This is a genomic window from Kosakonia sp. ML.JS2a, assembly GCF_025642095.1.
In the GTDB taxonomy this organism is placed as follows: Bacteria; Pseudomonadota; Gammaproteobacteria; order Enterobacterales; family Enterobacteriaceae.
The window spans coordinates 833,779-855,749 of the sequence record NZ_CP106754.1; the positions used below are offsets into that span (position 1 = coordinate 833,779).

23 protein-coding genes and 1 tRNA gene are annotated in these 21,971 nt (G+C 55.4%); 13 read left to right on the top strand and 11 right to left on the bottom strand.

What is annotated here, in order from left to right:
* Positions 1–63 precede the first annotated feature (63 nt).
* Positions 64–139, bottom strand: a tRNA-Phe gene (locus tag N7922_RS03955).
* Positions 140–244: 105 nt separating this feature from the next.
* Positions 245–961: a DUF554 domain-containing protein gene (locus N7922_RS03960; RefSeq protein ID WP_263099346.1), complete on the bottom strand. Its 717-nt coding sequence runs from the start codon at positions 959–961 to the stop codon at positions 245–247.
* Positions 962–1,362: 401 nt separating this feature from the next.
* On the opposite strand from N7922_RS03960, the gene N7922_RS03965 reads away from it, so the two are divergent.
* The gene (locus N7922_RS03965) at positions 1,363–3,498 is read left to right on the top strand and encodes an ornithine decarboxylase (protein ID WP_263099347.1); all 2,136 of its coding nucleotides are present in this window, start codon (positions 1,363–1,365) and stop codon (positions 3,496–3,498) included.
* A 78-nt stretch (positions 3,499–3,576) separates the two neighbouring features.
* On the opposite strand, the gene N7922_RS03970 is transcribed toward N7922_RS03965, so the two are convergent.
* Positions 3,577–4,269 carry a response regulator gene (locus N7922_RS03970; RefSeq protein WP_263099348.1) on the bottom strand — a complete coding sequence of 231 codons (693 nt, stop codon included), beginning with the start codon at positions 4,267–4,269 and terminating at the stop codon, positions 3,577–3,579.
* Positions 4,259–5,896 (bottom strand): sensor histidine kinase, encoded by a 1,638-nt coding sequence (locus N7922_RS03975; protein ID WP_263099349.1) that lies wholly within the window; start codon positions 5,894–5,896, stop codon positions 4,259–4,261. The genes N7922_RS03970 and N7922_RS03975 overlap by 11 nt, the downstream gene beginning before the upstream one ends.
* Here N7922_RS03975 and N7922_RS03980 point away from each other — a divergent pair.
* From N7922_RS03980 to citG, 9 genes are all read left to right on the top strand, one after another.
* Positions 5,895–6,092: a hypothetical protein gene (locus tag N7922_RS03980; protein ID WP_263099350.1), complete on the top strand. Its 198-nt coding sequence runs from the start codon at positions 5,895–5,897 to the stop codon at positions 6,090–6,092. The two genes, N7922_RS03975 and N7922_RS03980, sit on opposite strands and share 2 nt — an antisense overlap.
* 139 nt (positions 6,093–6,231) lie before the next feature.
* Entirely contained in the window at positions 6,232–7,596 is a 1,365-nt protein-coding gene (locus N7922_RS03985) for a 2-hydroxycarboxylate transporter family protein (RefSeq protein ID WP_263099351.1), read from the top strand.
* Between the two features lie 21 nt (positions 7,597–7,617).
* Positions 7,618–8,481, top strand: a complete 864-nt coding sequence (locus N7922_RS03990; RefSeq protein WP_263099352.1) for a fumarylacetoacetate hydrolase family protein — start codon at positions 7,618–7,620, stop codon at positions 8,479–8,481.
* Positions 8,482–8,497: 16 nt separating this feature from the next.
* Positions 8,498–9,517: a [citrate (pro-3S)-lyase] ligase gene (gene citC / locus N7922_RS03995; protein ID WP_263099353.1), complete on the top strand. Its 1,020-nt coding sequence runs from the start codon at positions 8,498–8,500 to the stop codon at positions 9,515–9,517.
* A 17-nt stretch (positions 9,518–9,534) separates the two neighbouring features.
* Complete coding sequence (gene citD / locus N7922_RS04000) at positions 9,535–9,828, top strand: citrate lyase acyl carrier protein (RefSeq protein ID WP_061493193.1); 294 nt, start codon at positions 9,535–9,537, stop codon at positions 9,826–9,828.
* Positions 9,825–10,700 carry a citrate (pro-3S)-lyase subunit beta gene (gene citE / locus N7922_RS04005; RefSeq protein WP_263099354.1) on the top strand — a complete coding sequence of 292 codons (876 nt, stop codon included), beginning with the start codon at positions 9,825–9,827 and terminating at the stop codon, positions 10,698–10,700. The genes citD and citE overlap by 4 nt, the downstream gene beginning before the upstream one ends.
* A gap of 10 nt (positions 10,701–10,710) precedes the next feature.
* Positions 10,711–12,237, top strand: coding sequence for a citrate lyase subunit alpha (citF, locus tag N7922_RS04010; RefSeq protein ID WP_263099355.1), 1,527 nt, complete (start codon positions 10,711–10,713; stop codon positions 12,235–12,237).
* A complete protein-coding gene (gene citX / locus N7922_RS04015; protein WP_263099356.1) occupies positions 12,234–12,773 on the top strand; it encodes a citrate lyase holo-[acyl-carrier protein] synthase in 540 nt (179 codons plus the stop codon). Before citF ends, citX begins: the two co-directional genes overlap by 4 nt.
* Positions 12,751–13,581: a triphosphoribosyl-dephospho-CoA synthase CitG gene (citG, locus tag N7922_RS04020; protein ID WP_263099357.1), complete on the top strand. Its 831-nt coding sequence runs from the start codon at positions 12,751–12,753 to the stop codon at positions 13,579–13,581. The genes citX and citG overlap by 23 nt, the downstream gene beginning before the upstream one ends.
* Before the next feature lie 74 nt (positions 13,582–13,655).
* On the opposite strand, the gene N7922_RS04025 is transcribed toward citG, so the two are convergent.
* The 4 genes from N7922_RS04025 to mutY all read right to left on the bottom strand — a co-directional run bounded on the left by N7922_RS04025 (position 13,656) and on the right by mutY (position 17,700).
* Positions 13,656–14,909 (bottom strand): nucleoside permease, encoded by a 1,254-nt coding sequence (locus N7922_RS04025; RefSeq protein WP_263099358.1) that lies wholly within the window; start codon positions 14,907–14,909, stop codon positions 13,656–13,658.
* 247 nt (positions 14,910–15,156) lie between these two features.
* Positions 15,157–16,239, bottom strand: a complete 1,083-nt coding sequence (mltC, locus tag N7922_RS04030) for a membrane-bound lytic murein transglycosylase MltC (RefSeq protein WP_263100828.1) — start codon at positions 16,237–16,239, stop codon at positions 15,157–15,159.
* Positions 16,240–16,348: 109 nt separating this feature from the next.
* Positions 16,349–16,624 (bottom strand): oxidative damage protection protein, encoded by a 276-nt coding sequence (locus N7922_RS04035; protein ID WP_263099359.1) that lies wholly within the window; start codon positions 16,622–16,624, stop codon positions 16,349–16,351.
* Positions 16,625–16,650: 26 nt separating this feature from the next.
* Positions 16,651–17,700: an A/G-specific adenine glycosylase gene (gene mutY, locus N7922_RS04040; RefSeq protein ID WP_263099360.1), complete on the bottom strand. Its 1,050-nt coding sequence runs from the start codon at positions 17,698–17,700 to the stop codon at positions 16,651–16,653.
* 142 nt (positions 17,701–17,842) lie between these two features.
* Here mutY and trmB point away from each other — a divergent pair, with 142 nt between their 5' ends.
* From trmB to N7922_RS04055, 3 genes are read left to right on the top strand one after another with little or no spacing between them, the layout of a single operon-like run.
* Positions 17,843–18,562 (top strand): tRNA (guanosine(46)-N7)-methyltransferase TrmB, encoded by a 720-nt coding sequence (trmB, locus tag N7922_RS04045; RefSeq protein WP_263099361.1) that lies wholly within the window; start codon positions 17,843–17,845, stop codon positions 18,560–18,562.
* Complete coding sequence (locus N7922_RS04050; RefSeq protein ID WP_061493203.1) at positions 18,562–18,888, top strand: YggL family protein; 327 nt, start codon at positions 18,562–18,564, stop codon at positions 18,886–18,888. Before trmB ends, N7922_RS04050 begins: the two co-directional genes overlap by 1 nt.
* A 55-nt stretch (positions 18,889–18,943) precedes the next feature.
* Positions 18,944–19,663, top strand: a complete 720-nt coding sequence (locus N7922_RS04055; protein WP_263099362.1) for a DUF2884 domain-containing protein — start codon at positions 18,944–18,946, stop codon at positions 19,661–19,663.
* A gap of 146 nt (positions 19,664–19,809) precedes the next feature.
* Here the strand turns inward: N7922_RS04055 and N7922_RS04060 are convergent, their stop codons facing one another.
* The 3 genes from N7922_RS04060 to N7922_RS04070 all read right to left on the bottom strand — a co-directional run bounded on the left by N7922_RS04060 (position 19,810) and on the right by N7922_RS04070 (position 21,966).
* Positions 19,810–20,169, bottom strand: a complete 360-nt coding sequence (locus N7922_RS04060) for an endonuclease domain-containing protein (protein WP_263099363.1) — start codon at positions 20,167–20,169, stop codon at positions 19,810–19,812.
* 74 nt (positions 20,170–20,243) lie between these two features.
* Entirely contained in the window at positions 20,244–21,380 is a 1,137-nt protein-coding gene (gene hemW / locus N7922_RS04065) for a radical SAM family heme chaperone HemW (protein ID WP_263099364.1), read from the bottom strand.
* A complete protein-coding gene (locus N7922_RS04070) occupies positions 21,373–21,966 on the bottom strand; it encodes an XTP/dITP diphosphatase (RefSeq protein WP_263099365.1) in 594 nt (197 codons plus the stop codon). Before N7922_RS04070 ends, hemW begins: the two co-directional genes overlap by 8 nt.
* Between the last annotated feature and the right edge of the window lie 5 nt (positions 21,967–21,971).

Genomic DNA, 21,971 nt, shown 5'->3' on the forward strand with positions numbered 1-21,971 from the left:
TCGATGGAGAGTCCGGAAGCCGAAAAGCAAAAACCCAGCCATAGGCTGGGTTCTCTGAATAAGTGGTGCCCGGACTCGGAATCGAACCAAGGACACGGGGATTTTCAATCCCCTGCTCTACCGACTGAGCTATCCGGGCAACGGGGCGCATTAAACCTGATTCACCGCGCTCCGTCAACGAAATTTCTTTAAATCGTTGCAGACTGCACAATCTATCACCACTTTGTTGAAAACGCACGTCAGGTCAGGCAAAAAACGCCGTCCACAGGGCGGAAATCGGCATGGCGATCACCAGTGCAGGCAGCATATTCGCCACGGCAAACATCTTAATTCCGCAAATGCGCAGCCCGGTTGCCAGCAGCAAAATCCCGCCCACGGCGGTGAAATCCCCCATCATAGCGGGCGTTGTCAGCGGCAGGATCAGGGTCGCGCAGGTGGCGAGCGTAAGCTGAATAATCAGCATCGGTACGCAAATGATCGCCACAGCAAACCCGAGCGAGGTGGCGAAGATAACCGCGGTAAAGAAATCCAGAAACGCCTTGGCGATAAGAATGCTCGGATCGCCGGTCATCCCTTCGCGCATTGCACCAAAAATCCCGGTACCGCTGGCACAGAACAGAATAATGATGGCCACCAGACTCTGGATAAACGATTCATGGGCGCTATTGGCTTCGCCGCTTTTGCGCTTTTGCACCAGGTTACGCAGGGCGTTGACGCCGCCGCTGATCCCGCGCTCAACGTAGCACAGCTCGCCAATTAGCGTGCCGACCAGCGTGGCAAGCACCATCACCGGGAGGTTGACGCACTTGATTACCAGCAAAACACCGATCCCCAATGATGCGAGGCCGAATATCGATGGCATGGAGGAGCGTACGCGCTCCGGCAGGCGGTGGCTGAGCAGCGCACCGAGGCTGCCGCCGATTAAAACGGCAGCAGCATTAATAAAGGGACCCGTTAACACTCACTCTCTCCCTGATGTTCATAAAACTGAATAAGATAACGCACAGAATAGCATTTTTATGCGGTTGAGCCGCCCCGTTGGTTGCGCCACCAGGGGAAAGATGCCATGATTGCGCGAATTTTCCTCTACCTTCACGGGGCCGCCTGATGACGTACATTAACACTGTTTGTCACACGCTTTACGCCAGCATGCGAATGGGCGCCCGTATCGTTTTGTCCCATACTTCTCTCACCATGCGGTGAGGGTATCGTACGCTCACTGTAGGACAACAGTAAGATCAGAAGCTGTCTGCTTTTACTGATGTCTGGCGGTCGGAGCTGGTTCCAGTCAGACACGTTCGTTGGGTGAAGCCACCGCTTTGCCCGGGGTCTTTTACTCCCCTGAAACGGGTATTCGTGCTTATGAAATCAATGAAAATTGCCGTCAGCCGTGAGCTGGTGTCCCTGCTTTCCACTCACCGCGAAGCCGTGACGCTGGACAGTACCGATTTTACGGATGTGGCGGCAGTCGTCATTACGGTCGCGGAGAGTCATAGCGGCATTCTGGCGTTGCTGAAACGGACTGGCTTTCATCTGCCGGTGTTCTTGTTTGCTAACGAACCTGTTGAGATGCCGGATGGTGTAACGGCAGTGATCGGCGGCAAAGCGCAGGACTGGCTGGAGCTGGAAACCGCCGCCTGCGATTACGAAGACAATCTGTTGCCACCCTTTTTCGATACGCTGCGCCAGTACGTTGAGATGGATAACAGCACCTTTGCCTGCCCCGGACATCAGCACGGCGCGTTTTTTAAAAAGCACCCGGCCGGGCGACAGTTCTATGATTTCTTTGGCGAAAACGTCTTTCGCGCCGACATGTGCAACGCGGATGTCAAACTGGGCGATTTGTTGATCCATGAAGGATCCGCCAAGCATGCGCAAAAATTTGCCGCCAAAGTGTTCAACGCCGACAAAACCTATTTTGTGCTTAACGGCACCTCCGCCGCCAACAAAGTGGTGACTAACGCGTTGCTGACGCGCGGCGACCTGGTGTTATTCGACCGCAATAACCACAAATCCAACCATCACGGCGCGTTGATCCAGGCCGGTGCGACGCCGATCTACCTCGAAGCCGCGCGTAATCCGTTTGGTTTTATCGGCGGTATCGACGATCGCTGCTTTGATGAAAAATACCTGCGCGATGCGATCCGCGAGGTCGCCCCGGAAAAAGCTAACCAGCCGCGCCCGTTCCGCCTGGCGGTGATTCAGCTCGGCACATACGATGGCACCATTTACAACGCCCGCCAGGTGATCGACAAAATCGGCAGCCTGTGTGATTACATCCTGTTTGACTCAGCATGGGTGGGCTACGAGCAGTTTATTCCGATGATGGCGGATTGCTCGCCGCTGCTGCTGGATCTCAATGAAAACGATCCGGGGATCTTCGTCACCCAGTCGGTGCACAAACAGCAGGCAGGGTTCTCGCAAACCTCGCAGATCCATAAAAAAGATAACCACTTGCGCGGTCAGGCGCGTTTTTGCCCGCATAAGCGGCTCAACAATGCCTTTATGCTGCATGCTTCCACCAGCCCGTTTTATCCGCTGTTCGCCGCGCTGGACGTTAACGCCAAAATCCATCAGGGCGAGAGCGGTCGTCGCCTGTGGGCGGAGTGCGTGGCGCTGGGGATCGAAGCCCGCAAAGCAATCATCGCCAACTGCAAAATGATCAGACCGTTTGTGCCGCCGGAAATTGCCGGGCGACCGTGGCAGGATCATCCTACGGAGAATATTGCCCGCGAGCGCCGTTTCTTCAGTTTTGAACCGGGCGATAAATGGCACGGGTTTGAGGGCTATGCGCGGGAGCAGTACTTTGTCGATCCCTGCAAGCTGCTGCTGACCACGCCGGGTATTGATGCTGAAACCGGTGAGTACACGGAGTTCGGTATTCCGGCGACCATTCTGGCGCACTTCCTGCGCGAGAACGGCATTGTGCCGGAGAAGTGCGATCTCAATTCGATCCTGTTCCTGCTGACGCCAGCGGAAAGCGAAGAGAAGATGGCGCAACTGGTGGCGATGCTCGGCCAGTTCGAACAGCATATTGAAGACGACACGCCGCTGGCGGATGTGCTGCCGACCATCTTCAACAAATACCCGGTGCGCTACCGCGATTACACGCTGCGTGAATTGTGCCAGGAGATGCATAATTTATATGTCAGCTTCGGGGTGAAGGATCTGCAAAAAGCGATGTTCCGCAAAGAGAGCCTGCCCGCAGTGGTGATGAACCCGCAGGATGCCAACAGCGAGTTTATTCGCGGCAATGTGGAACTGGTGCGTATCAGCGAAGCGGAAGGGCGTATTGCCGCTGAAGGCGCGCTCCCGTACCCGCCTGGGGTGTTGTGTGTGGTGCCGGGGGAAGTCTGGGGCGGCGCGGTGCAGCGTTATTTCCTTGCGCTGGAAGAGGGCGTAAACCTGCTGCCGGGCTTCTCACCGGAATTGCAGGGCGTCTATTCCGAAACGGATGCGGACGGGATCAAGCGTTTGTACGGGTATGTGCTGAAGTAGTTTTTCCCCTCACCCCAACCCTCTCCCCTCCTGAGGGGAGAGGGAGATGAGCATCGCGCTGTTTCCGAGGGGCAAACATCACGCGGCTACTCGCCGGTACATACGCCGCGGGTGCCCAATCTTGCCGTACTGCATCTCGACCACCAGAAAACCCGCCTCCACGCAGTGTTCCAGGTAGCGGCGGGTGGTGGTTTTACTCAGCCCCGTTTCGCTGACCACTTCATCAACGGAAAAGCAGCGTTCAGCCTCGTCGGCAAACAGTTTTTGCACCAGCGCCAGCGTATTCTCCTCAATGCCTTTGCTGCCGTTATCCTGGCGGTAATTCTTGGCCTGTAACTGATAGAGTGAGTCGACGTTCTGCTGGTCGACGATTTTCCATACCCGCTGCTGCTCGGCGAATTGCACAAAACGCTCCAGTGACTGGCTTAACCGCTTCCAGGACACCGGTTTGAGGATATAGTCAAAAGCGCCATTGCGGATGGCCAGACTACAGGTGTCCATGTCGCTGGCGGCAGTGATAAAAATCACCGAACAGTTAGCGCGGGTAATCAGCGGATCGCTGATAAGCGTAATGCCTTTTCCGTCCGGCAGGTAATTGTCGAGTAAAACCAGTTGCGGCTGCGTACTGTTCAGCAACACCTTCGCTTCGGCAAGGGATGAGGCAATGCCCACCAGGCGTAAACGCGGATGTTTGCTGATCAGTTCAGCATGAAGCTGCGCAAGCGCGTTTTCATCTTCTACTATCAGCACGTCTATCAGTTCATGTCGCATAATTCTGATCTTCCAGGGTCGGTACGGGACGCTGTACGTTGCCCGTTTCAGGAATAAACAAAGAAAAAATCGCACCGCGAGGATCGTTATCAGAAACGTCGATCGATCCGCCTACCTGTGTCACATAACTGGCGATCAAATAGAGGCCAATACCATGATCGCCACTGCGCTTGGTGGTCATCCCGCGTTCAAAAATGTGCTCGCGGATAATCGGGTCGATGCCGATACCGCGATCCGCTACTTCAATAATCAGCTCCCGCTCATTCAGCAGGATCAACACTTCCACCGGTTCGTGAGGCAGCGTTGCACGTTGCGTTGCCTCAATGGCGTTATCCAGCAGATTGCCGATGATCGAGATCAGTTCTGCTTCCCCCAGAGCGAGGCAGGCGCGATCCATCCTGCACAGCGGATCAAACGCCAGTTCGACGCCTTTCTCCCGGGCGCGCGCCGCTTTGCCCAGCAGCAGCCCGCACAAGGTGGGCGAGCTAAAGCGCGACGAGATAAAGTCCAGCAGTTCCTGCGCGTGCTCAGACTGCGCCTGAATATAACGCACCGCTTCGTCGTAACGCTCCATATGCAGCAGACCGGAGAGCGTGGTCATACGGTTTAATTGCTCGTGGCGCATAATGCGCAGGTTATCAACGTAGCGTTTAACCTGGCTGAGTTGCGCGCTGAGGCTGTCTATCTCATTGCGATCGCGGAAGGTGATCACCCAGCCCTGTAATTTATCCTCCAGCATAATGCGCACCCGGCTGGCGATCACCGTTAAAGCGTTAAAACGGCAGATCTCATCGTGGGTGTCGTGTTCCAGCATCACCGCGCGGGTGAAAAAGGGCACCGGTGCGATCACCTCGCCAATGGCTTGCCCGCGCAGGGCACGGGTGGGCTGACTCAGGCCCAGCAGTTTGCGCGCAGCCTGGTTTACCACCTCAATGCGCAATTCGCTGTCGACGGCGATCACCCCTTCATAAATGGACTCCATCATTGCTTTTTGCTGGCGCACCAACAGGCCAATTTCCCGCGGCTCCAGTGAGAAGATCTGTTTTTTAATTCCGCGGGTGAAAAACCAGGAAAAGATAAATAGCGCGACGAGCAGCAACACCGCGGCAATAAAAATATTGATCACTTTGCCAAGCGTAATGGTATCCAGATAGCTGGTCAGATACCCCACGGAAACAATCCCCACGACCTGCCCGTTGTCGTCGAATATCGGCGCTTTACTGCGCAGGGAAATACCTAAGCCCCCTTTGCGGATCGTGGTGGTGCTTAATCCGCGCAGCACTTCTTCGTTATCGCCGCCCACCAGCGTTTTACCCACAACATTGGCATGGACCGAGTGAAATAAATGCAGGCCCTTATTATCACCGATAACAATAAAGCTGGCGTCGCTGTGGGAAACAACCTGATGCATAAATTGGGTAATCGCCGGAATATCTTTTTCAGCAACGGCCTTGCGCAAATTCGGAATAATCGCTATTTCTTCAGCTTGTATTTTTGCTCTGGCGCTCATTTCCTGGTATAGCTGACGACCGACATCCTTGTAATAATAAACGCCCAGCAGGGCAAAAAGGCCGGAGAAGAAAAGCACCAGCGAAATGAAAAGTTTGATTTGGAAGGATACTTTCATGACGGTACGCACAGCAGCCAACAATGTGCCAATGTACCATCTTTTTTTGCTGCCGTGCGCAGTTTACTGGAAACTTGTGATCCCTTGCACAGCCAGCGCTGACGCTGAAAAATGGCCTGTTAAATATTCTTTTTGGGAAATGTTATTAAGTTGTATTTCTATATATAAAAACCATAAAAACCACGCGCATTATTAAGGTGTAAATCACACAAAATAAAAGAAACCATAAAAACCATAGGCGCCATTAAAACTCCGATTTTATTATGCAGCTCCTCACATAAAGTGTGTGTTTAGCCCTTTAGTCTGTACGCACAAAATAACCAAGGGGCTTAATTATGAGCACAACTGACGATTCATTTTCTGTTACCTCTGAATCGCTGGCGATTCAAAAAACATCACTTAAAGATAAGTGGTGGCACATTATGGATACCTGGAAGGTAGGGATTATTCCACTGCCGTTATTCCTGCTGGCGGGTGCGTTGATTGCGATTGACTGTCTGGGCGGCAAGCTTCCCAGCGATATCGTCGTGATGGTCGCTACACTGGCGTTCTTCGGCTTTGCCTGCGGTGAATTCGGTAAGCGTTTGCCGATCATCGGTAAGCTGGGCGCTGCGGCGATTTGCGCAACCTTTATTCCTTCGGCGATGGTCTATTACGGCCTGCTGCCGGACGTGGTCGTGGAATCCACCACCAAGTTCTACAAATCCACCAACATTCTTTATCTCTATATCTGCTGCATTATTGTCGGCAGCATCATGAGCATGAACCGCACCACCCTGATTCAGGGTTTCCTGCGTATTTTCTTCCCGATGCTGTGCGGTGAAATCGTTGGCATGCTGGTGGGTATGGGCGTTGGCCTGATGCTCGGCATGGAGCCGTTCCAGATCTTCTTCTTTATTATTCTGCCGATCATGGCCGGTGGTGTGGGTGAAGGGGCGATCCCGCTCTCTATTGGTTACGCCACGCTGCTGCATATGGACCAGGGCGTTGCACTGGGTCGCGTACTGCCGATGGTGATGCTGGGTGGCCTGACCGCCATCATTATCTCCGGTTGCCTGAACCAGCTCGGTAAACGCTTCCCGCACCTGACCGGTGAAGGTCAACTGATGCCTAACCGCAGCAACGGCGACGAACAGGCTCCGGCGGCACCGGCATTCTCCGGCAAAACCGATGTGACCACTATCGCAGCTGGCGCACTGCTGGCAGTACTGCTGTACATGATCGGCATGCTGGGCCACAAACTGATTGGCCTGCCTGCACCGGTCGGCATGCTGTTTGTTGCTGTCCTGATCAAGCTGGTGCACGGCGTTTCTCCGCGCCTGCTGGAAGGCTCTCAGGTGGTGTACAAATTCTTCCAGACCTCGGTCACCTATCCGATTCTCTTCGCGGTTGGCGTGGCGATCACGCCGTGGGAAGAACTGGTTCACGCTTTCACCATCAATAACCTGCTGGTGATCGTGAGTACCGTTTCCGCACTGGTTGCGACTGGCTTCTTCGTGGGTAAAAAGATCGGCATGCATCCTATTGATGTGGCCATCGTTTCCTGCTGCCAGAGCGGTCAGGGCGGTACAGGGGATGTTGCCATCCTGACGGCGGGCAACCGCATGAGCCTGATGCCGTTTGCACAGATTGCGACCCGTATTGGCGGCGCGATCAACGTGTCGGTATCACTGCTGGTCCTTGGCAATTTCCTCGTTTGATTAAGCATTACAGGAACTGATATGAAACTCGCAAGCTTTGTCCATCAGGGGATCCGTAGCTACGGCATCGTCAAGGCTGATGGCGTCATCAATCTGGGCAAGCGCCTGGGCGACCGTTACGGTGATTTGAAATCGCTGCTCGCCGCCAACGCGCTGAACGAGGCACAGCAGTTTGCCGGTGAAGCACCGGAACTCCGCTTCGATGATCTCGATTTTCTGCCCGTGATCGATAACCCCGGCAAAATTCTCTGCGTCGGCATGAACTACGCCGAAAAACGCAAAGAATTTGATCAGCACAACCCGGCGCCGACGCTGTTTGTCCGGTTTGCCGACTCGCAGACCGGGCATAACGCCCCGGTGCTGAAACCGCGTCACTCCAGCGAATTCGACTACGAAGGCGAACTGGCGGTGATCATTGGTAAAGGCGGTGAAGATATTTCCCGCGAGACGGCGTTAAGCCATGTGGCGGGTTATAGCTGCTATATGGATGGTTCTGCACGTGACTGGCAGCACACCTGGTTTACCGCGGGCAAAAACTGGCGGCAGACAGGGGCTTTCGGCCCGTGGATGACCACCGCCGATGAGATCCCGGATCCGCATGCGCTTGCTATCCGTACCTGGCTGAATGGCCGCATGGTACAGGACGATAACACCGCCAGCATGATCCATAAGGTGGCCGAACTTATCGAGTACATCAGTACCTTCACCAGCCTGACGCCAGGCGACGTCATCATCACCGGTTCACCGGGCGGCGTCGGCAAAAAGCGTAACCCGCCGCTGTTTATGAAAGCGGGCGATCGCATTGAAGTGGAGATCGAGAATATCGGTCACCTCAGCAATGTGATTATCGATGCGCCAGCGCATGCGCTGACGGCGGCGCACTAAGGACGAAGGCAACACCATGCAAGCACGACCCCCCATCGACTTCCGCGTAGCGGAAGTCAACGGCAATACTCAACGGCTGGCCTCTATCCGCACGTTGCTCGCTGACAGCGGTTTAGGTATGGACCACGATATCACCACTTTCGTTGAAGCCTGGTCGGGAAACCGACTGGTGGGTTGTGCGGGCCTGGCCGACAACGTCATCAAGTGCGTGGCAGTAGATGAAGAGATGCGCGGTGAGAACCTCAGCGCGCAACTCCTGGCAGAAGTTGAACACCTGGCGCTGGCGCGCGGCCACTTTCATCTGTTTCTGTGCACCCGCCCCTGTAACCGGGAGCGCTTTCAGCACAGCGGATTCTGGCCTATTGCGCAGAGCGGTAATAACGCCATTCTGATGGAAAACACGCCGTCAGGTATTCAGCGCTACTGCCGTACGTTGCAGGCAGATCGCATGCCGGGAAAGCGTATTGGCGCGATTGTCATGAACGCCAATCCTTTTACCCTTGGGCACCGCCATCTGGTCGAGCAGGCTGCGCAGGCGTGCGACTGGCTGCACCTGTTTGTGGTGCGTGAAGACGCCTCGTTCTTTCCCTTCGCCGCACGCTTAAAAATGGTGAAAGCAGGCGTGTCGCATCTGGCGAACGTCACCGTGCATGAAGGATCTCAGTACATCATTTCCCGCGCCACCTTCCCGGCCTACTTCCTGAAAGAGACCGGCAAAGTGCAGCAGGCGTGGAGCGAAATCGATCTGCTTATCTTCCGTAACTATATCGCCCCGGCGCTGGGTATTACCCACCGCTTTATCGGCAGCGAGCCGTTTTGCGATATCACCCGCCAGTACAACCAGACCATGCATCAGCTACTGGCAGGCGTCGTGGAGGTGGTGGAAATCCCGCGCATTAAAGCCACCGGCAATGCCATCTCCGCCTCGGAAGTTCGCCGTTTACTCAAAACACACCAGTTTTCCCGCATTCGGGAAATCGTACCGGATACCACTTTCGCGCATCTCGAATCCCATTACAGCGCGGAAGTCGCTTAAAAATCAGGAATGTCATTATGAAAATTGTGAGGGAGGCGCTGGCCGGGACCATGGAGTCCAGCGACCTGATGGTGAAAATAGCCCCGACTGCGGGCGAGCTGGAAGTCGTTGTGCACAGCGAAGTGATCAAGCAGTTTGGCGATCAAATCCGCCAGGTGGTCAATGCCACACTGCGCGCGATGGACGTCCATCAAGGGCTGGTGATTATTGAAGATAAAGGCGCGCTGGATTGTGTTATTCGCGCCCGTCTGCAAAGCGCCATCCTGCGTGCCGCCGAAGGCACGGAAATCGACTGGGGGAAACTGCTGTGAAAAAACTTCGTCGTAGCATGCTGTTCCTGCCAGGCGCTAACGCCGCCATGCTCTCCACCGCGTTTATCTACCGCCCGGATTCGATCATGTTCGATCTGGAAGACGCCGTCGCTCTGCGTGAAAAAGACACCGCGCGTCTGCTGGTATTTCATGCGCTGCAACACCCAATGTACCAGGACATGGAAACCGTGGTGCGCATTAACCCATTGAACACGCCGTTCGGTTTGCCGGACCTAGAAGCCGTCGTCCGCGCCGGGGTGGATGTGGTGCGTTTACCGAAAACCGACACCCCGGAAGATATCTACGAACTGGAACGCCATCTGGAACGCATTGAGCTGGCGTGCGGTCGCGAAGTGGGTTCCACCCGCGTGATGGCGGCGATTGAGTCCGCTATCGGCGTCATCAATGCCGTGGCCATTGCCCGTAGCTCTCAACGTCTGATCGGCATTGCGCTGGCGGCGTTTGACTATGTGATGGATATGCAAACCGAACGTGGCGACGGCACCGAGCTGTTCTACGCCCGTTGCGCCGTACTGCATGCTGCCCGTGCCGCCGGCATTGATGCCTTTGACGTGGTGTGGTCAGACGTGAATGACGAAGCCGGTTTCCTGCGTGAAGTCGACCTGGTCCGCAAAATGGGCTTTAACGGTAAGTCGTTGATTAACCCACGTCAGATCGATCTGCTGCATAACGCCTATGCGCCTACCCAGCAGGAAGTTGACCACGCGAAACGGGTTATCGAAGCGGCGGAAGAGGGTGAACGCAACGGCCTTGGCGTTGTCTCGCTGAACGGCAAAATGATCGACGCCCCCATTATTAATCACGCGCAGATGGTGCTGGAACGTGCGGCTGCGTCCGGCGTGCGTCATTAAGGACAGAACAATGAATCAAACAGAGCTTCTTCACGTTAATTTCCCCCATCTGCGTGATTTAAAACCCTTTGAGAGCGCTCATGCCGCCACGCCCTGGCTGGCGGACGTTAACAGCAAACATACGCGTAAACTTTGCGCCACGCTGGAAGATGCCATTGCCCGCAGCGGCCTGAAAGACGGTATGACGATCTCTTTCCATCATGCGTTTCGTGAAGGCGACCGTGTGATCAATAACGTGGTGGCGACGCTGGCGCGTCTGGGTTTTAAAAACCTGACGCTGGCCTCCAGTTCACTGATGACCTGCAACGATGCGCTGATCGAGCACATCCAGAGCGGTGTGATCACCCGGATTTATACCTCCGGTATGCGCGGCAAGCTGGCAGATGCCATCTCCCACGGTCTGATGGACGAGCCGGTGCAAATCCACTCTCACGGCGGTCGCGTGAAATTGTTGCAGGACGGTGAGCTGAATATCGATGTCGCTTTCCTGGGCGTACCGTGCAGCGACGAATTTGGTAATGCCAACGGTACGCAGGGTAAATCCTGCTGCGGTTCGCTGGGTTACGCGATGGTGGATGCACAGTTCGCCAAAAAAGTGGTGCTGCTGACCGAAGAACTGGTGCCGTTCCCGAATATGCCGGCAAGCCTCAGCCAGAATCAGGTCGATCTGATCGTCCAGGTGGAGAGCGTTGGTGATCCGGCAAAAATCAGCGTGGGTGCAGCGCGTGTGACCAGTAACCCGCGTGAACTGATGATCGCCCGCTATGCCGCCGACGTGATTGAACACTCCGGCTATTTCAAAGACGGCTTCTCCATGCAGACGGGTTCCGGTGCGGCGTCTACCGCAGCGACCCGTTTTATGGAAGAGAAAATGGAGCGCCACGGTGTGAAAGCCCGTTTTGCGCTCGGCGGTATCACCGGTAGCCTGGTGGATCTGCATGAAAAAGGGTTAATCGAAAAACTGCTGGATACCCAGTGCTTTGACAGTGAAGCGGCGGCATCGCTGCGTCGTAACCCGAACCATGTTGAAATTTCCACCAACGTGTATGCCAACCCCGGCGGTAAAGCAGCAAGCTGCGATCAACTGGATGTGGTGATCCTCAGCGCGCTGGAAATTGACGTCGATTTTAACGTCAACGTGATCACCGGTTCCGATGGTGTGATGCGCGGCGCGTCCGGTGGTCACTGCGATGTAGCGGCAGCGGCAAACCTGACCATTGTGGTAGCGCCTTTGCTGCGTAGCCGTATTCCGACCGTGGTAAAACGGGTGACGACACTGTTGACGCCAGGGGAAAGTATCGACGTGCTGGTGACCGACCACGGGATTGCCGTTAACCCGGCGCGCCCGGAAATTCGCGAACGCCTGCTGGCGGCTGGACTGAAAATCGTGGATATCGACGCGCTGTACCAACGCGCCATCTCCCTGACCGGTGAACCGAAACCGATCGCCTTTACCGACCGTATCGTCGGGGTGATCCGCTACCGCGACGGCAGCGTGATTGACGTTGTCCGTCAGGTTAAAGAGGAAAATCAATGACCACACTGACGCCCGTGAGAGCGGGCGTCAGCCTCGAAGCGCTGCTGGCGGCGAAAGATAGCCGCGCGGCGCGTCAGGCTGACTGGCTCGCTCACTATCAACAACCTGTTATTTCGCTGACGCTGGTAACGCCCGGCGCCGTGAAAGACAGCATTCGCTATCGCAATACCATGGGGGTGGCGCTGCAAGCCTGCGACCAGTTGCTGTGGCAAAACCACTGGACGGTGCTGGACAGGCAGGTGCTGTGGCTGCCTACCGGTGCAGAAGCTCTGTGGTGCGTGCAGCATCCGGCGGTGGAAATCAAAGCCAACTGCGTGGAGATGGAGCAAACGCATCCGCTCGGCAGACTGTGGGATTTTGATGTTTTTTGCCCGGACAACGGACAAGTTGGCCGACATTCGCTGGATCTGAACACGCGCCGCTGCCTGGTATGCGACGAGCCTGCACACGGTTGCGCACGCTCCCGCCGCCATCCGGTTGAGGAGGTGGTCGGGCGTGTAGAGAGATTGATTGATGGCTGGTTTGCTCGCGACTAACCCCCAACAAGACGATGTGCCCACGCTTGCGGCGCGGGCGTTGCGTATTGAACTGGATTTAACCCCGAAACCGGGGCTGGTGGACAGAGCGAATACCGGCTCGCACCATGACATGGACCATGCTCTGTTTGTGAAGAGCATTGCGGCTATCACGCCCTGGTTTTCTGCGTTTATGCAGGCCGGGCAAGCGCATGCCCATAAACCCGCCAGTGAGCAGTTGCGTCTGTTGCGGCCTCAGGGTATCGCCTGTGAACAGGCCATGCTCAGCGCCACTCACGGGGTGAATACCCATAAAGGCGGCATCTTTTCGCTGGGGTTGTTATGTTTTGCCGCCGGGCGCTTGCAGGGGCAAAACCGGATGGTCAGCGCCGATGCGTTGTGCCGTCAGGTCAGTGAAATTTGCCGTGGCCTGGTGGCGCGTGAGCTGATGGCACGCCCGCAAGCGACCACCGCCGGTGAGAAGCAGTTTCATGCCTATGGCCTGACCGGGGCGCGCGGAGAAGTTGAACAGGGTTTTATCACCGTGCGACGCGCGGTATTGCCTTTCTGGCATCAGGAACAAGGCGAGCGTCGCTTGCACAACGCGCTACTGCGCCTGATGGCCGCTAACGCCGACAGCAATCTGGTATCGCGTGGTGGCATGGCAGGGCTGCGTTACGTGCAGGACTATGCGGCTGGATTGCTGGCGACATCGTGGAATAGCGATTCCCTGCGGGAAATGGATAACGCGTTGATGGCGAGGCGGTTAAGCCCCGGCGGTAGCGCGGACTTGCTGGCCGTTGCCTATGTGCTGGCATCGCTCCCCTAAGCGGTTTTCGCCGGACGAATAAGATCCGGCAACCGACCAATAAAAAACCCGGCGCTCAGGCCGGGTTTTTTGTCTTACGCTTTTTGCGCGACGCCTGCCGGTTCGCGCACGTGTTTGTACTTAAACATCGTGATGAACGCGAACGCCAGTACCAGCGAATAACCGGCGAAAATCAACCAGACGGTTTTCCAGTCGGTCACGCCTGCGGTGGTGTAAATCTCCACCACTTTACCGCTCACCATACCGCCGAGGATGCAACCGAAACCGTTGGTCATCATCAGCAGCATACCCTGCGCACTGGCACGGATTGCCGGGCTGACTTCTTTCTCCACAAATACAGAACCGGAGATGTTGAAGAAGTCGAACGCACAGCCGTAAACGATCATCGACAGTACCAGCAGTACGGTGCCGAACGGCGTCGGGTCGCCGAAAGCGAACAGGCCAAAACGCAGCACCCAGGCGAAAATACTGATCATCATGACGTTCTTAATGCCGTAACGGCTCATAAAGAACGGAATAGCCAGGATGAAGGCGGTTTCGGAAATCTGCGAAATCGACATCATGACCGAGGCATGGGTCACGATAAAGCTGTTAGCGAACAGCGGGTTGGCATCGAAGCTGTGCAGGAAGGTGTTGCCGAACATGTTGGTGATCTGCAACTCGGCGCCCAGCAGCATCGAGAAGATAAAGAAAATCGCCATGCGTTTGTTTTTAAACAGGGCAAACGCATTGAGGCCGAGCATTTCCACCCAGGTCTGTTTCTCTTTGCTTTTCGCCACCGGCATATGCGGCAACGTCAGGGAGATCAGGCTCAGCAGCAGCGACAGCGCAGCGCCGATATAGAGCTGCATATGGCTCAGTTCGAAACCTGAGAAGCTCACCGCCCACATTGCCAGGATAAAGCCAATGGTGCCCCAGATACGAATTGGCGGGAAATCCGTCACGATGTCGTGACCAGCGGATTGCAAACGGAAGTAGGAGATGGTGTTCACCAGGCCCAGCGTTGGCATATAGGCCAGCGAGTTGAGCAGGATAATGGCGAACATGGCCCCCGGCGTTGTCACACCTGCGGCAATAAACAGTGTGATTGCCCCGACCAGGTGGCAAAGGGCGTAAACCCATTTTGCACTCAGCCACTTATCCGCAATGATGCCGAGCAGCGTTGGCATCAGCAGAGAGGCAATACCCAGCGAGCTGTAAACGGCGCCGATTTCCGCACCCTCAAATTTCAGGGTGACGAACATATAAGAGCCAAGTGTAGTCAGCCAGCTTCCCCACAGGCAGAACTGCAGAAAGATAATGACTTTCAGCTGCAGCTTAAGATTCATGCTAATTTCCTCACAAAGGAGACGGTTAGGTGTTGGAATGGGCACAATTGCTTTTGTTATGTGTCAGGATTCTATCATCGACGGGGCGGTGAATTTGTTATGCCCGACATAAAAATGCAAACTTCCTCTGATTGCAATTCCATATGGTGACGTATGTCACAATTTAACGCAACCGTTTGCATCTCTCAAAGGTAACGCTTATGCCTCTTTCCGCGTGATGCGTAAAAGAGGCATAAGGTGAGGGGGGTTAATTGCGGCGGTACGTTTTTTGCGCCGTATTCACTTTATACAGGTAACGGCGGGATTCCGCGGACGGATGGCGGCTGGTCAGGGTTTCGTAAACATCCCCCGGCGTCAGGGTGTTAATGATATTCGCCGCCTGCACTTTATCACTGGAGAAGACGCGCAACACGCTACCTGCGCCGCCATTATAGGCGGTGATCACCGCATAACGGCGTGATGTCGGGTTAGTGATGCCGGAAAGATAAACATTGTTCAGCATTGCCAGGTAGGCGGTACCGGTATCAATGTTGCTTTGCGGATCAAACAGATAGCTTCTGTCTGGCGTACCGGATTTCCCCTGCGCGCGGAACACATCTTTCCCGGCGCTGTGCTGCACCACCTGCATCAGTCCCAGCGCATCGGAGCGGCTGACCGCATACGGGTTAAATGAGGACTCGGTTTGCATAATCGCCAGGATCAGCGACTCTTCCACACCATATTTGCGTGCCGCCTGGCGCACCATGCCCACGTATTTGTGCGCACGTTTATCGAGGTGGTTCGGCACCAGATTGATGGTGACGCTGTAGATCACGCGTAAGCCGTTGCTGCGGCTTTTCATGCGGGTTTGCAGCAGGTAATCGGCAAAACGCACTGCGCGCCACTGCCAGCGAATGGCTTCGCCGTTGTTATCCAGCACCTGGCCATACAGGAACGGCTCTTTGGAGATGGGGATGTCGTCAACGTCGGAGTAGAGGTCGATGGAGCCGGGATCGTCGCCCATCAGCAGGGTTTTGATGATCGCCTGGCGCAGATGTGCCGCCGGTTCGGTACCGGCAATGGTTTCGACGGTGATCGTCCCGGCGTCGAAGTTGATATGGCTTCGTGTCTGGTACTGGTCGGTGTATTTAACGTAGTCCTTCGGCCCTGCAATAAGGACTTCGTTAAACCCCCATAAATTCTCAATATTATGGGCAAACTGCCCCATCAAAATGTCAAAACCGTTGGTGTCTTTGATCCAGGCTTCGTTATAGTCTTCGCCTGCTTTTTTAGAGCTGGAACACGAAATCAGCAACGGCGCAATCAGGGCGAGCGCTAAAAATTTTTTCATCATTCCGGGATGCAGTTGTGTTGGTTTAACCGCGCCAGTGGCGCTCGCGTGCGGGCAATGTCTTCCCATGATTTAGCGACATTGCCCGTAGTGGTGAGCGTTCAGAAGCTTATTGTTTTTCTGGCGGCGTATAGCCTTCAATGTGCACATCTTTGCCTTCAAAGAGGAAATTCACCATCTCCTCTTCCAGCAGTTTGCGATGCTCCACATTCATCATGTTGAGTTTTTTCTCGTTGATCAGCATGGTTTGTTTCTGCTGCCACTGCTTCCAGGCCTCTTTCGAGATTTCGTTATAAATGCGTTTACCCAGATCGCCCGGATAGAGCTGGAAGTCTTGTCCTTCTGCTTCGCGTTGCAGGAAGGTACAAAAAATGGTTCTGCTCATAAGTCATCCTCTTTCATGCGCCAGCGCTATAAAGCGCCCGCGCGTAATTGCTGTATCAGGCGTTCCACTGGGGCCGCCAGACCGACCGACGGCGGTTGCGCTAAGTTATACCAAAGACCCGCGCCTTCATCCATGCAAGACGAGAACGAGGACACCTCAAGCCACATAGGCACAATATCCAGATGGAAATGGCTAAACGTATGGCGAAAAGCAATCCGTTGGCTGAGATTATCCGCGGGAATGCTTCTCTGCGCCAGCCAGTCGCGCAGGGCCGCTTCGTCACTGAACTGCGGAAAACAGAACAAACCGCCCCACAGACCGCTTGGCGGGCGCTGTTCAAGATAGACCTCACCTTCGTGCTGCATCAACAGGAAGTAACCGGTGCGTTCAGGAAGCGTCTGTTTCGGCTTTTTCCCCGGATACTGCGCCCAGGAATGGGCGGCATACGCCTCGCAACCGGTTTGCAGCGGGCAGAGCTCGCACTTCGGTTTGGAACGCGTACACACGATTGCGCCGAGATCCATCATCGCCTGGTTGAAACGTTCCACGCCGCTGGCAGGCGTTACCTGTGTACTCAAATCCCACAGGCGTTTTTCCACGTCCTTTTTGCCCGGCCAGCCTTCCACGGCATAGCAGCGCGCCAGCACGCGTTTTACGTTACCGTCAAGAATAGGAAAGTGCTTGCCCAGCGACAAAGAGAGGATCGCGCCCGCTGTTGAGCGGCCGACACCCGGCAGGGCGGCAACTTCATCAAACGTTTCAGGAAAATGCCCGCCATGCTGGTTAGCCACCTGCTGAGCGGCTTTGTGTAAATTGCGGGCGCGGGCGTAGTAACCCAGGCCGGTCCACAGATGCAGCACTTCATCGAGCGGCGCGTTAGCCAGATCGGTTACCGTGGGGAAACGCGCCATAAAACGCTGGAAATAGGGAATAACGGTTGCGACCTGTGTTTGTTGCAACATCACTTCCGACAGCCATACTTTGTAAGGCGTTTTTTCAATTTGCCAGGGCAGGGTTTTTCGCCCGTATTTGTCGTACCAGTCCAGAACCTGGGCTGAAAATTGAGACGCTTGCATGGTCACCAGAATCACGTTATCAGGGGCCAAGATTGCAGCACAGCGGCAGCAGACTGTAAACCGGAACTTTCCGGTGCTTGCATCGTGCGATGAACTTTGGATAATGCCCGTTTCCTGAACACTCTCACAAGCAGAAAACTTTATGAATAACGACGTCATTTCACCGGAATTTGATGAAAACGGTCGCCCGCTGCGCCGAATTCGCAGCTTTGTCCGTCGCCAGGGCCGCCTGACCAAAGGGCAGCAGCACGCGCTGGAAAACTACTGGCCGGTGATGGGCGTTGAGTTCACTGAGCAGCCGCTGGATTTTACCGCGCTGTTTGGCCGCACCGCACCGGTGACGCTGGAGATCGGTTTCGGCATGGGCGCTTCGCTGGTGGAGATGGCGAAAATCCGCCCGGAGCAGAATTTCCTCGGTATTGAAGTGCACTCGCCAGGCGTTGGCGCGTGTCTCTCCTCCGCCCACGAAGAGGGCGTGGAAAACCTGCGGGTGATGTGCCATGACGCGGTAGAAGTGCTGCACAAAATGATCCCTGACAATTCTTTAAATATGGTGCAGCTCTTTTTCCCTGACCCATGGCATAAAGCGCGCCATAATAAACGCCGCATCGTTCAGGTACCGTTTGCTGAACTGGTGAAAAGTAAGCTTAAGCTGGGCGGCGTGTTTCATATGGCGACCGATTGGGAAGCCTATGCGCAACATATGCTCGAGGTCATGTCTTCTATTGATGGGTATAAAAATCTGTCGGAAACCAGTGATTACGTGCCGCGCCCCGAGTCGCGCCCGGTGACGAAATTTGAACAGCGTGGCCATCGTCTTGGTCACGGCGTATGGGACTTAATGTTCGAGAGGGTGAAATAATGGCAACAAACCGCAGCCGTCGCTTGCGTAAAAAAATGCATATCGACGAATTCCAGGAACTGGGTTTCTCCGTCGCGTGGCGTTTCCCGGAAGGCACCAGTGAAGAGCAAATCGATAAAACCGTCGATGATTTTATTCAGGAAGTGATTGAGCCGAACAAGCTGGCGTTTGACGGCAGCGGTTACCTGGCCTGGGACGGGCTGATTTGCCTGCAAGAAGTGGGCAAGTGCACCGAAGAGCACCAGGCCATCGTGCGTAAATGGCTTGAGGACCGCAAACTGGATGAGGTGCGCATCAGCGAACTTTTCGACGTTTGGTGGGACTAAGCAAGCATAAGGGGCCAGCACTAGCTGGCCCGTTTTGTCTCTACAGGAGTTTTTTATGATGCGCAAAACGCTGCTGGCGGCGACTCTGGTCTTTACCGCTTTTGCCGCTCAGGCGGATTATCAATGTAGCGTGACCCCACGTGACGATGTGATCCTCAGCCCGCAATCCGTGCAGGTAAAAGGGGAAAACGGCAATCTGGTTATTACGCCGGATGGCAATGTCATGTTCAACGGTAAACAGCCCGCGCTGAGCGCTGCTCAGCGTGAACAGGCGAAAGATTATCAGGCCGATCTGCGTCATGCTCTGCCGTGGATTGACGAAGGTGCACGCAGCCGCGTGGAGAAAAGCCGTACGGCGCTGGATAAAATCATCGTTAAAGAAGTTGGCGAGAGCAGCAGCATGCGCAGCCGTCTGACCAAACTGGACGCGCAACTGAAAGAGCAGATGAATCGCATTATTGAGCACCGTAGCGACGGGCTCACGTTCCACTATAAGGCGATTGACGAGGTGCGCGCCAATGGTCAGCAACTGGTGAACCAGGCGATGGGTGGCATTTTGCAGGACAGCATTAATGAGATGGGCGCCAAAGCAGTGCTGAAAGGCGGCGGTAATCCGTTACAGGGTGTGCTGGGCAGCCTTGGTGGTTTACAGACCGCAATCCAGAATGAGTGGAATAACCAGGAAGCGGATTTCCAGCAATTTGGTAAAGACGTGTGCCAGCGTGTGGTGTCACTGGAAGAGAGCCGCAAAGCGTTAACGGCGGGTCTGAAGTAACCTTTCCCCTCACCCTAACCCTCTCCCCCAAGGGGAGAGGGAACTGTCCGAAGCGGGTTTTCTCCCCAAGGGGAGAGGGGACTGTCCGGAGCGGGTTTTCTGCCCGGGGAGAGGGGGCAGTTAGCGCGGTTTTCCCCCTCTCCCTTTCAGGGAGAGGGCCGGGGTGAGGGTAAAAGCACCTGTAATACTTCCAAAATTCTCATCAACACCCCCTCCTCATTCCTCGCCAGCTCATTATTCCAGAAACGCAGCACCAGCCAGCCCTCAGCTTCCAGCCAGCGTGTTCTGCGGCTATCGTAACCACGTTGTTCGTCATGTTGTCCACCATCCAGTTCAATGACCAGACGAGCCTCACAGCATGCGAAATCCACGATCCATGGGCCAATCGGATGCTGGCGACGGAACTTATAACAGGCAAAACGGCGGCTACGTAACTGCCGCCATAGTTGGCGCTCATGTGGCGTTAATGCTTTGCGAAGGGCCCGGGCACGTGTGATCTTTTCCATCCCGCCATTCTGTCAGCGCTCTCCTTGCGCTAACAGAACGTGATCAGCGTTTTGCGAACCGCTTTCCAGAGAGATTATTCAGCAAGGAAAAGCTCAAGGAGCGAGTTTAAAAACAGCTTGCCGTGCTCGGTTATCTGCCAGTTATCATCGCACTCGGTCAGATAATTGAGCGCCAGCGCGCGATCCAACTGGGGACGGATAGTGCTTTCGCTTAAGCCCGTATAACGAGAGAACTCAGCGCGCGGTGCGGGCTCAAGCAGGCGAAAACGGTTCATAAAGAACTCGAACGGTTTGTCCTCTGTTTCCACGTCGTGCTGCTTATCCAGATAATTTCCCTGCATATAACCGCGAGGATGGCGCGTCTTCGCGGTTCGCAGAATACGCCCGTCCGGGAAAGTCACTTTGCCATGCGCGCCGCAACCAATGCCCAGATAGTCGCCAAAACGCCAGTAATTGAGATTGTGCTGGCACTGATAACCCGGTTTGGCGTAGGCCGAGGTTTCATATTGCTGATACCCGGCAGCAGTGAGGATCTGATGGCCTTGCTCAAAAATATCCCACAGCGCATCGTCATCCGGCAGGACCGGCGGGCGAGAGCCAAATAGCGTATTGGGCTCGATGGTGAGCTGATACCAGGAGAGGTGCGGTGGGTTAAGTGCAATGGCCTGGCGCAGATCGTCCAGTGCCTCTTCCAGCGACTGATCCGGTAAACCGTGCATTAAGTCGAGGTTAAAGCTGCGCAATCCCAGCCCGCTGGCCAGGCGCGCCGCCCGTTTCGCTTCTTCCGGGCCGTGGATACGCCCGAGGCGCTGGAGTTTGGTTTCGCTAAAGCTTTGTACACCAATGGAGATACGGTTGACCCCGGCGCGCTGGTAGTCGACAAAGCGATCCGCTTCGACGGTACCAGGGTTGGCTTCCATGGTGATTTCCGCATCGGCAGACAGCGGAAGTCTGGCGCGTACGCCATCCAGCAGGGTTTGCATTGCCGGGCCGGACAGCAGGCTCGGCGTACCGCCGCCAATAAAAATGGTCTTTATTTCACGCCCCTGCGCCCAGGGAACATCGGCATCCAGATCGCGCAACAGATGCTGCACATAGTCATCGTGCGGGACTTCCCCTTTTAGCGCATGGGAATTGAAATCGCAGTACGGGCATTTCTGCACGCACCAGGGAATGTGAATATAAAGGCTCAGAGGCGGCAAATCAGCCATTACGCAGTGCTTCCAGTAACAGTTTCAACGCCTGCCCGCGGTGGGAAATGGCGCTTTTTTCTTCGCGGGTCAGTTCCGCAGCAGTTTTGCCCTCGGAAGGGACAAAGAACACCGGATCGTAGCCAAAGCCGCCGTTACCCGCAGGCTGACGAGCAATGACGCCCGGCCAGGCGCCGTGGCACACCAGCGGAGTCGGGTCGTCTGCATGGCGCATATAAACCAGTACACAGTGGAATTGCGCCTGACGTTGAGCATCCGGGACATCCTTCAGGGCTTCGAGCAGCTTTTCCAGGTTTTGCTGATCGCTGGCGTCAACGCCGGAATAGCGCGCGGAATAGATGCCCGGCGCGCCGCCAAGTGCGTCAACCGCCAACCCGGAGTCATCGGCAATCGCCGGTAAGCCGGTGAGTTGCGCCGCGTGGCGGGCTTTCAGGATCGCGTTTTCAATAAACGTCAGCCCGGTTTCTTCTGCCGATTCGACGCCCAGCGTGGTTTGCGCCACCACATCAAGGCCGAAATCATTGAGCAGCGAGGCAAGCTCGCGCACTTTACCGGCATTACCGGTAGCGAGGACAACTTTCTGCATAGCGG

What these genes read in the sequence shown, in the direction of transcription:
- N7922_RS03965 (WP_263099347.1), top strand. Translation starts at nt 1,363, where the DNA reads ATGAAATCAATGAAAATTGCCGTCAGCCGTGAGCTGGTGTCCCTGCTT.
- N7922_RS03970 (WP_263099348.1), bottom strand. Translation starts at nt 4,269, where the DNA reads ATGCGACATGAACTGATAGACGTGCTGATAGTAGAAGATGAAAACGCG.
- N7922_RS03980 (WP_263099350.1), top strand. Translation starts at nt 5,895, where the DNA reads ATGACGGTACGCACAGCAGCCAACAATGTGCCAATGTACCATCTTTTT.
- N7922_RS03975 (WP_263099349.1), bottom strand. Translation starts at nt 5,896, where the DNA reads ATGAAAGTATCCTTCCAAATCAAACTTTTCATTTCGCTGGTGCTTTTC.
- N7922_RS03985 (WP_263099351.1), top strand. Translation starts at nt 6,232, where the DNA reads ATGAGCACAACTGACGATTCATTTTCTGTTACCTCTGAATCGCTGGCG.
- N7922_RS03990 (WP_263099352.1), top strand. Translation starts at nt 7,618, where the DNA reads ATGAAACTCGCAAGCTTTGTCCATCAGGGGATCCGTAGCTACGGCATC.
- citC (WP_263099353.1), top strand. Translation starts at nt 8,498, where the DNA reads ATGCAAGCACGACCCCCCATCGACTTCCGCGTAGCGGAAGTCAACGGC.
- citD (WP_061493193.1), top strand. Translation starts at nt 9,535, where the DNA reads ATGAAAATTGTGAGGGAGGCGCTGGCCGGGACCATGGAGTCCAGCGAC.
- citF (WP_263099355.1), top strand. Translation starts at nt 10,711, where the DNA reads ATGAATCAAACAGAGCTTCTTCACGTTAATTTCCCCCATCTGCGTGAT.
- citX (WP_263099356.1), top strand. Translation starts at nt 12,234, where the DNA reads ATGACCACACTGACGCCCGTGAGAGCGGGCGTCAGCCTCGAAGCGCTG.
- citG (WP_263099357.1), top strand. Translation starts at nt 12,751, where the DNA reads ATGGCTGGTTTGCTCGCGACTAACCCCCAACAAGACGATGTGCCCACG.
- N7922_RS04025 (WP_263099358.1), bottom strand. Translation starts at nt 14,909, where the DNA reads ATGAATCTTAAGCTGCAGCTGAAAGTCATTATCTTTCTGCAGTTCTGC.
- mltC (WP_263100828.1), bottom strand. Translation starts at nt 16,239, where the DNA reads ATGAAAAAATTTTTAGCGCTCGCCCTGATTGCGCCGTTGCTGATTTCG.
- N7922_RS04035 (WP_263099359.1), bottom strand. Translation starts at nt 16,624, where the DNA reads ATGAGCAGAACCATTTTTTGTACCTTCCTGCAACGCGAAGCAGAAGGA.
- mutY (WP_263099360.1), bottom strand. Translation starts at nt 17,700, where the DNA reads ATGCAAGCGTCTCAATTTTCAGCCCAGGTTCTGGACTGGTACGACAAA.
- trmB (WP_263099361.1), top strand. Translation starts at nt 17,843, where the DNA reads ATGAATAACGACGTCATTTCACCGGAATTTGATGAAAACGGTCGCCCG.
- N7922_RS04050 (WP_061493203.1), top strand. Translation starts at nt 18,562, where the DNA reads ATGGCAACAAACCGCAGCCGTCGCTTGCGTAAAAAAATGCATATCGAC.
- N7922_RS04055 (WP_263099362.1), top strand. Translation starts at nt 18,944, where the DNA reads ATGATGCGCAAAACGCTGCTGGCGGCGACTCTGGTCTTTACCGCTTTT.
- N7922_RS04060 (WP_263099363.1), bottom strand. Translation starts at nt 20,169, where the DNA reads ATGGAAAAGATCACACGTGCCCGGGCCCTTCGCAAAGCATTAACGCCA.
- hemW (WP_263099364.1), bottom strand. Translation starts at nt 21,380, where the DNA reads ATGGCTGATTTGCCGCCTCTGAGCCTTTATATTCACATTCCCTGGTGC.
- N7922_RS04070 (WP_263099365.1), bottom strand. Translation starts at nt 21,966, where the DNA reads ATGCAGAAAGTTGTCCTCGCTACCGGTAATGCCGGTAAAGTGCGCGAG.